Below are 8,065 nucleotides of genomic sequence, written 5' to 3'. Positions count from 1 at the left end.
ATTCTAGACCTGAAGCTTGACATAGAGATCGACGGGTGGTGGCATTACAATTCCAAAGAAGTCGCGCAAAGCGATGCAACAAGGGACAGGACGCTGGAGCTCAACGGCTGGCGGGTCTTGAGGATTTCTGGCAGCTACACATACAATCATCCAGAAGAGGTCAAGGCACTAATCCTTGAACGCACAAGTGCCGTAATCAGAAAAAACAAGCGCGCCTGGCTTCCGGTAGGGTCCGTCAAGCCGACAGGCAGGTTCGAGGAGGTGCACGGCCTTGAATGCATACCGAACCACAACTATGTGGCCGACGGCATACTTGTACACAATTGCAAGTACTGCCAGAACTATGACATTTCCCAGCGTCGCAAGGTGGAAGGGACAGAGATGACGCCGGTGCAGGTCGCGGAAACGGCAGCAAGTTACGGCGCGCAGGGCATCGCCTACACCTACAACGAGCCTTCGATATTCATAGAGTTTGCCCGGGACTGTGGCATCGAGGCGCACAAACGGGGGATATTCAACATCTTTGTGTCAAACGGCTACGACACGCCCGAGTCTGTAAAAGAGATGGACAAGTTTCTCGACTGCATCACGGTTGACTTCAAGGGCTCTGGCAAGCAGGATTTCGTGCGCCGCTACATCGGGATACCGAACGCCGACCCGGTGTTTGCGACGCTCAAAGAGCTGAAGGAAAAGACGAAAATCCACGTCGAAGTCACGGACCTGATAGTGCCGCAGGTGGGCGACGACCTGGAGCAGGCGAAAAAGCTGTGCAAGTTTGTTTATGATGAATTAGGCCCCGACACGCCTGTCCACTTTTTGCGGTTTCACCCTGACTACAAGATGATGGAGTTCGGGTCCACGCCTGTCGAGACCCTTGAAAAGCATTATGACGTGGCAAAAAAAGAGGGCCTGAATTACGCCTACATCGGCAACGTGCCGGGCCACAGGCTTGAAGACACGTACTGCCCCGGCTGCAACAATGTCGTCATCGGGCGCCATGGATTTTGCGTCGACGCGTGGAACCTCGATGGCAAGAACCTGTGCAAGAATTGCGGCTGCCAAATACCGGTTGTGGGCACGCTGCACCGGCAAAAGAGGCGTTTCCAGTTCATTCACTAGGTTAAAATTGCGCCTTTCATCCGCATTTTACGGGGTCGTTGTCTAGCATGGTAGGATGCCAGCCTTGGGCGCTGGAGGTCGCTGGTTCAAATCCGGCCGACCCCATTTCAGTTGAGGGGTATATACAAGAGCCGAGATCTTTCTGATTTTACGTTGATTGCCGAACGATTATTGACAAGAATCCAAGCGAAAAAAACTTGCCCTATTTGTTCCCTAGATTCTAACTTTATATTTCAAAATATCAAATTGTCATGACAGATTGAAGTGTGCGTGTTGTGGTGGAGAAATGACGACTGACCAAGAGTTAGAAAGGACGATAATTTACAAGTGTAAAGAATGTGGCTTGAGCAATTCCATCGTAAGGGATGATTCCGATGCTGTACAGAAGTCATAGAGAGGGCCGTCATTAAGGAATAAGGAAAGGAAAAAGGTGGTTACTGGAGGTCTCGGCTGAGCTGGTTGGTATATCTAGATAATGTATCCCAGGGGTTTGGCATTCTGTCGTTAGTTACATAGATGTAACCGGTAACTTCGCGAGCCTGTGCAACCCATGTTGCATCGTATCTAGCCACAGTATGAGGAATTGCACCAAAGTTATTCTTGTCATACTTGCCATTGAATGTACGAGCCTGCAGCGTGCTTATCGTTGGAAGTCCCTTGTTCTCATACACAATTATCGTATTTACCGTGCCAACATAAGATTCTGGGGATGAAGTACCCGGATTACCCATGGTGAACGTCATCCCGGTGCTCTTTACATATGCATCTAGGTTACTATAGTAGCTTTCATTACCGGCCACATTTGACATCTGATCAAAGTGGATACCAATCGTGCCATACAGCCTCTTGTAAAGGTCGATTCTCTGCTTGCATATTTCGGAGTCCCTGGCTGCGTAATCGGTGTACACATACCCTGTGATGACAACCCCCGCAGACTGCATTTTCTGGGCTGCCCAAAGGATGTCTGGATTAGCCTGAGCTGAAGCCATTTGCTCTTGCGTTAAAAGTCCGCTGCCAAGTCCAAAGTTGCCGTTGTCCGGATTTAATATCATCATGATCCTCAAGTTTGGATTTGCAGATGCAGTATTGTAGAGCGTCTGCCACGAATCAGAGAGCATTCTCTGGCCGTTGATGTATTTTACAGGCCAGCTATATAGGGGGACAAGGAGTGTATTCGAAGATGCGGCGTTGGCAATTTCAAAAGAGGAAACTGTAATCGTTATCAACAATGCCGCCGCAAGAAAAAGTGCTAATGCGCCTTTTGGAGGTGAGCCGAGATTGCAATAAAAATTCATTTGACTGACAAGCAAGCAATTATTATTAAAGTATTAAGAAAGCCGTCGCAGGTGTGAATATTACATGCAAATGCCCAGTTAGAAAACGATGGAAATCCAAACAGTAAGCAATATTCATGCCAGATCCACTCTGCCTGTTGCCACGGTGAAGACTGTTTTATGGTTTTTGTGCATAACAAAGGGCCAAGATCGGGCTATACCGCCGACAGTGGCATTTCTGAGCAGAACAACCTGTGGCGGAATTTTTTCGCTGATTTAGCATCAAGCTACCTGCGTCTAATAATCGGTTGGCTATTATTCTATGTCGCTCGCGGCAGCGAGCAATGAAATACTCTGGCAAGAACGCTCTATAATATTCAACGTGTATTATCAGAAGGAAAGATGGGCGGGCTGAAAGACAAGACGGTTAGGCGGCTGTTCGCATACATATTCGCATATAGCACTGTAAGGTAATGGTATTACATTCGTCAGAAGCCTGCTGTATATATGGCACTTCACCTGCTGTAAGCAATGACAAGTTCGACAAACAACGAAAGCAGACGATGGAAGTACCTGTCCTTCGCCTTGATAGGAATTCTCGCGGTAGGAGGCGTATTTTCTTTTTTTATTTTCTTTTTCGCGCCCACCAATAGCCTTTTTTCACTTCGGCAATCAACGTAAAATCAGAAAAATCAAGGGGCTTATCTATACTCCCCATTTTCGTTGACAAAACTTGCTTTATCCTAGGTTGACCACCGAGTACGTTATGGTGGGCACGTTCCTATGGACGGTCAGCGGCGCGCCCGACGACACAATGACTTCTGCCGTTACCGTGTCAAGCGTCGGCGGCCTGTCCGCGTTCTTGAATGCCACAAGCACTATGGCCAGCTCGCCAGAATCAATGATCGCGTTGTTGTTAGAGTTGGCGGTAAAATAGATGACAGCCGAGGTGGCGCCCGGGCCGGGGCCGACGCCTGGAATCTCGCTGATGAGGCTCTGCGCCTTGGCGGCCGCAAGCGCGCTGTCAATGTCGTTAAAAGTGCCAGAAGCAAGCGTACCTTTGTAGATGTTGTCGTAAGCCACGCTCTTGCTGAAATATTTTATCGCAGTCTTGGATGCCACAATGTCTACAGACGAGCCTCCCGATGCAACCTTGATGGGTATTGTGTAAGCGTCAAGCTTTAGCGCGGTCGTATTGCCCTTGGCAGTCGCCTGGCCTGCGATCTCTAGCGCACTGCTGGCTTCCCCCAGGCCTGACGAGATCGTCGCCTTGGCCTTCTGGGTCGTCGAGAACCCCGTGTTCAGGACAACAAAGGCAAGGGCGGCCGCAACGATGACAAACGCAATCAGGACTATGGCCGATTCTATCCCTACCACCCCTCTTTTCCGGGCAAAAACTTTTCCCTTAAAGGCCATTCTGTCATCGGTATAGCTTTGGTTTTACCTAAAACCTGTAGTATGTCTGAAAACAGACCGCACTGTAGGGCCCGGCATCCGACAGCCTGCATGCAGCGGGTCAGTCGTAAACCGGCGTGCCGTCGGACTTGAACTTTTTGATCCTCTTGCCCTCGCCCGAGCCGCCAGAGTGGGTCTCTGGCATCGCTTCGTGCCCGCGCCTGCCGCGAGCGCCCCTCGTCGCAGACAGGAGCCCTACGAGGAAGACAAACACCCCTGCAGCCACGGCATACATGAACATTGATTCGGCCATGCACAGGCATAGATGATTGTCGAAGATAAAGTTGTCGATAAGAAAATTAGAGGCGGCTAGCCGGTAGCCATTGCGACGGTCGTGTTGGCCAGCTCACCGGTGACGTCAAGCTTCCACAGGCGAGCAACCGATGCCTTTGAGAACGTGACGCTTGCGGACGACCCCGGCTCTGGCGCCTCGCCGTCCAGCTTGCCTGCCATGTTGACCCTGAAAACCTTGCCATCTTCGCCCTTTAGTCCCATAGATACTACTATCTTGCCGCCCTTGACTATGGTCGCCTTGCCTGACTCGACTATGTACGGTTTTTCTCCGACAGTCACGTCGCCGGACGTTATTCTCAGGTTAAAACCGCGCTTGCCCTTCATGCCTTCCATCTGGAGGTTCATGGCAACGTCGGCGCCGGTGCTGTTGTCGCCTCTCTTTAGGGGCGCTGCACTTCCTGAAACGTCCATGTCAAGCGTCGCCGGCGTGTCTGCCGCACTCGTGCCGTTGGCTCGCTGGCCCGGTTCCTTCATCGGCTTGCGTGGCTTTTCGTCGTCTGCCTCTCCAACCCTGTGCTTTGGCGGCTTTTTCTTTGGCTCGTCTCTTGGCTCTTCTTGCGCGTGAGCGCTTGCAATGCTTACGACGGATAGCATCAACACCACTGATACGAGTAGCGGCAAAATTTTGCCCTTCATGTGACGAATAGTTCCGGATGCAGACTTAACCTTATTGTTGTAGTACTTTTAACAACACAAATCTATAGCCCTAGCTGGGCTGTGGAAAAATGAAAAAGAAAGGAAAAAGGGGAGTTTTAATCCCACTTGCTCCACGCGGCCATCCATCTGTATGTCCACGTGTTTAGTTTTGCACCCAACGCCGCGATGGGAACCGTTAGCACTGCACCGGCACCTGAACCCAGGGCGACAGGCGAGTTGTAGAACTTGCCTACCTGGGGCTCTATAGGCGTCATGTATGCAGGCAGTGTCGGTCTCGGATACTTGAAGGCCACCTCGAGCGGGTCCCTTACAAGCAACAGGTTGACCATGTTGAACAGCGGGAAGGATAGGCCAACCAGCGTACCGCCAATGAGTATGGCAGCGTGCTTGTTGCGTCTTGTCGCCCAGTACGAGAGGTCCATAAGCATTGCCGACGGGATCCACACTGGCACTACGACGAAGTCGTAGGGATATCCGAGTGCAAACCACGCGCCCTTCGCCACCCATGTGTAGATGGTCATGATTGTGGCGTAATAGGTTGCAGTGCCTGGAACACCTGTAAACAACATGTAGTATATTGCGCCTACAGCAAGCATCGTCGACTGCGACACCGAGAATACCACGAAGGATGTCCACATCCAGTCTGTGTAGAAGATGTAGTCACCTGCGTTGATGGTGAGCAGTGTGCTGTTGACAGCAACGACTACTATGAACAGGTAGTGCGTTGTACGTCTAAGCCAGACCATTGGAAACCTAGTCATTATGCTCGTATATAAAATTTTATGTTGCGCAAAAGCTGGTGCGAAATCCGCACATTTGGGGTGCGCAGTGTCCGCCGCCAACGAGAAAATTAAAAGAAAAAGAGAAAAAAGGAGCTAAGCCCTTACTGGTTTTTCGCCGACGACCTTCATGATCCAGAAGAGTCCGAGCGCTTCAATAACCGTCAGGACTGACAGTGCGTAAAGGCCACTTGGCAACGGATATGCCCACGGATAGACTGTGACGCCCACATAGACACCGCCTGCAGTTGCAGCCCAGCACAGAGCAAAGCCAAGGATGTAAACACCCTTCATGTTTTCGACTCTGCGGCCGATCATGCGCTCGATGTCGTCGCGGCTCTCGCCGCCTCCACCGCTACCGCCCTTACGTCCACCACTTCCGTATCCCTTTGGTAGAGTCATTTGCTATACAAACAGGGCATGCCTTTTTAAATATTGCTGTCGCGGGCGAGGCTCGCGCCGGCACGTGCGGAATCCGTCGCCTGGAAAAAAGAAGAAAGGAAAAGGGCTAGAGTTGCCCGGCTACGGCGCTTTCCTGCCGCCAAAAATGCTTCCCAAGCTTGTTCCTCTGAACCTGGTCACTGCAATCGCCAGGGCGATCACAAGTGCGGCTATTATGGCTGCGCTGGTCGGGAATTCGGGCACCACGACTATGCCAAAGTCGACCGCTTCGGCGGACTGGCCGCTTTCAGAGTTGATGGCGATGCTGACTGTCTTGGCTCCTCCTTCATCAAACGTGAACTTTTGAAAGCCGGTGCTCAAGTCGGTAAACTGGTTCACGCGCTCTTCAAGCACGTTGCCGCCTGCGTCTTTTACCGTAAAGTTGTAGCTCACCCTCTCAATTGGCAGGTTCTGGTTGTTGGTAAAGATAAAGCCAAACTCTACTTCCTTGCCCGGCTCTATGGACCTTGGCTCCCAGTCGAGGTCTATGCTAAAGGTGCCGCTGGAAGTGCTTTTGCGTAACGGGGGCGTGGGGGTTTCAAGATTTGCCGGCGTGTCTGGCTGCCCTGTGCCTTCTTGCAAAAGCGAGAACTTGTACTTGACGGGCCCGTTGCCGGAGGCCCCCTCTTCATAGGTCTCTGCCTTGACGGGGTACGGAAAATCATTTACGACCCATACCCTGTTGTCCCTGCCGCCCTCGTGCCATCCTATTATGGTAGAGTCGTACACGCCTTCCTGGACTTTGACCTGCTCATTGCCCATCGGCGTGATCTCCTCTCCGCCTATCTTGCCCCAGGAAGGCTGGCTCAGGGAGAGCGGCTTTGACTTTGCCGTGAACGCCTCAAGCCACTGCAGCGACCTGCCGTAGGCGCCGATGAACGGCCTCAGGTCGTCCGGGATGTCCGAGCCCCCGCCAAGGGACGCGAGGTTGTCGCCAAGCTTCATGGTGCCGGAGTAGACGCGGCCATTGTACTGCACAAATGTTGGCGCAATCCAGTTGCCGTCTGCGTCCTGCTCTTTAAAATAAACAGTCATCTCGAAAGGATCGTTATTGTTTGTGTCTAAATTCTGTATCCTGTATTTTACAAACATGTCCTGCTTGGCGCCTTCGCCTACATACCACCTGTCGTCAGTCTGGGCATATGCCGCGTTTGCAGCAGCGGCCACAATGCCAAGCGCCAGCATCAAAGCAATCGCGGAAGAGGTAAAAAACCTGTAATCCATTGCTAAAAATATATGCAGCGACCCGATAAATGTTTCACGCGACGATAAGCAAATAAGTGGAGCGTTACAACCACGGCTGTGTGTAACTGCCCCAAGGTCACATTCTATGAAGTCGAGTTCAAGCTTGCAGGCCTGAAGGTCGTGCCGACGCACAAGAACTGCGGCGACGGCCTCAACGACGACCAGTTCAACTCGTTTGAAAAAGAGCTGGTAAAATACTGGGGCTACGAGCGAAAGTAGGGCCCCTTTATATACAAAGGGCGAAAACAGTTTAAATTCTCCAACCACGACCAGACGCCAGATCACGTCAACTTTATTAATGCCGGGACAAATTCCGTCTTGGTGGTTTTGAATGACCAAAATGTATAACGTTACAGTCGAAACGTCGGGTGTAGATGCAACAGAAGGCAAAGAATGGGCCAACGAGCTTGCAAACGTTTATGCCGATATGGCAGTCTCGGACGTAAACGTCTCTGGAAGCAAGATCTCATTCAAGGCAGGAATGACAGGCATGGACGACACCGAGGCCGAAGACATCAAGATGAAGGTCGACGAGTACCTCGTAATGCACGAAGCATTCGCTGTCAAGAAGGTCGAAGTCCGCTAAGGCCACTCGGCCTCTTTTTCTTGTTTCAAAAAATACGATACTTACGAATCATAATCAATCGTTACTAATGTTGAAATACGAAATTCGCCACGGTTGCGTGAACGCATTAGATGACTTGCAAAGGTATATGCATACGTCACAAGGCTCAAAAGCCAGTCGGCTCCGGCAGGTACGCTTCCGGACAAAAGAGATGCCAGATCTGCGAGATATTCATC

Annotated in this window: 10 protein-coding genes and 1 tRNA gene; 4 read left to right on the top strand and 7 right to left on the bottom strand. The window is 51.3% G+C overall.

Annotated elements, in window-relative coordinates:
* On the top strand, positions 1-1,119 hold a 1,119-nt coding region (amrS, locus tag ACREAY_RS07945; protein ID WP_431755236.1), incomplete at its 5' end, for an AmmeMemoRadiSam system radical SAM enzyme.
* A 31-nt stretch (positions 1,120-1,150) separates the two neighbouring features.
* Positions 1,151-1,224, top strand: a tRNA-Pro gene (locus ACREAY_RS07940).
* 329 nt (positions 1,225-1,553) lie between these two features.
* On the opposite strand, the gene ACREAY_RS07935 is transcribed toward ACREAY_RS07940, so the two are convergent.
* The 7 genes from ACREAY_RS07935 to ACREAY_RS07905 all read right to left on the bottom strand — a co-directional run bounded on the left by ACREAY_RS07935 (position 1,554) and on the right by ACREAY_RS07905 (position 7,243).
* Positions 1,554-2,414, bottom strand: coding sequence for a spherulation-specific family 4 protein (locus tag ACREAY_RS07935; RefSeq protein ID WP_431755235.1), 861 nt, complete (start codon positions 2,412-2,414; stop codon positions 1,554-1,556).
* 717 nt (positions 2,415-3,131) lie between these two features.
* Positions 3,132-3,809, bottom strand: coding sequence for an archaellin/type IV pilin N-terminal domain-containing protein (locus ACREAY_RS07930; protein ID WP_431755234.1), 678 nt, complete (start codon positions 3,807-3,809; stop codon positions 3,132-3,134).
* A gap of 100 nt (positions 3,810-3,909) precedes the next feature.
* Positions 3,910-4,101 (bottom strand): hypothetical protein, encoded by a 192-nt coding sequence (locus ACREAY_RS07925; RefSeq protein WP_431755233.1) that lies wholly within the window; start codon positions 4,099-4,101, stop codon positions 3,910-3,912.
* Positions 4,102-4,157: 56 nt separating this feature from the next.
* Complete coding sequence (locus tag ACREAY_RS07920; protein WP_431755232.1) at positions 4,158-4,778, bottom strand: hypothetical protein; 621 nt, start codon at positions 4,776-4,778, stop codon at positions 4,158-4,160.
* 116 nt (positions 4,779-4,894) lie between these two features.
* A complete protein-coding gene (locus ACREAY_RS07915) occupies positions 4,895-5,545 on the bottom strand; it encodes an ammonia monooxygenase (protein WP_431755231.1) in 651 nt (216 codons plus the stop codon).
* 129 nt (positions 5,546-5,674) lie between these two features.
* Entirely contained in the window at positions 5,675-5,980 is a 306-nt protein-coding gene (locus ACREAY_RS07910) for a hypothetical protein (protein ID WP_431755230.1), read from the bottom strand.
* A gap of 120 nt (positions 5,981-6,100) precedes the next feature.
* Entirely contained in the window at positions 6,101-7,243 is a 1,143-nt protein-coding gene (locus tag ACREAY_RS07905; RefSeq protein ID WP_431755229.1) for a hypothetical protein, read from the bottom strand.
* Between the two features lie 78 nt (positions 7,244-7,321).
* Here ACREAY_RS07905 and ACREAY_RS07900 point away from each other — a divergent pair, with 78 nt between their 5' ends.
* Together ACREAY_RS07900 and ACREAY_RS07895 are read left to right on the top strand one after the other, a co-directional pair.
* Complete coding sequence (locus ACREAY_RS07900; protein ID WP_431755228.1) at positions 7,322-7,483, top strand: hypothetical protein; 162 nt, start codon at positions 7,322-7,324, stop codon at positions 7,481-7,483.
* A 112-nt stretch (positions 7,484-7,595) separates the two neighbouring features.
* Entirely contained in the window at positions 7,596-7,850 is a 255-nt protein-coding gene (locus ACREAY_RS07895; RefSeq protein ID WP_431755227.1) for a hypothetical protein, read from the top strand.
* The last annotated feature ends 215 nt before the right edge of the window (positions 7,851-8,065 follow it).

Source organism: Nitrososphaera sp. (assembly GCF_050748925.1).
Classification (GTDB): domain Archaea; phylum Thermoproteota; class Nitrososphaeria; order Nitrososphaerales; family Nitrososphaeraceae; genus Nitrososphaera.
Note: the sequence above shows the minus strand (reverse complement) of the source record. Positions and strands in the feature narration are given on the sequence as shown.

Coding starts and splice junctions, on each gene's coding strand:
- ACREAY_RS07935 (WP_431755235.1), bottom strand. CDS start 2,414: ATGAATTTTTATTGCAATCTCGGCTCACCTCCAAAAGGCGCATTAGCA.
- ACREAY_RS07930 (WP_431755234.1), bottom strand. CDS start 3,809: ATGGCCTTTAAGGGAAAAGTTTTTGCCCGGAAAAGAGGGGTGGTAGGG.
- ACREAY_RS07925 (WP_431755233.1), bottom strand. CDS start 4,101: ATGGCCGAATCAATGTTCATGTATGCCGTGGCTGCAGGGGTGTTTGTC.
- ACREAY_RS07920 (WP_431755232.1), bottom strand. CDS start 4,778: ATGAAGGGCAAAATTTTGCCGCTACTCGTATCAGTGGTGTTGATGCTA.
- ACREAY_RS07915 (WP_431755231.1), bottom strand. CDS start 5,545: ATGGTCTGGCTTAGACGTACAACGCACTACCTGTTCATAGTAGTCGTT.
- ACREAY_RS07910 (WP_431755230.1), bottom strand. CDS start 5,980: ATGACTCTACCAAAGGGATACGGAAGTGGTGGACGTAAGGGCGGTAGC.
- ACREAY_RS07905 (WP_431755229.1), bottom strand. CDS start 7,243: ATGGATTACAGGTTTTTTACCTCTTCCGCGATTGCTTTGATGCTGGCG.
- ACREAY_RS07895 (WP_431755227.1), top strand. CDS start 7,596: ATGACCAAAATGTATAACGTTACAGTCGAAACGTCGGGTGTAGATGCA.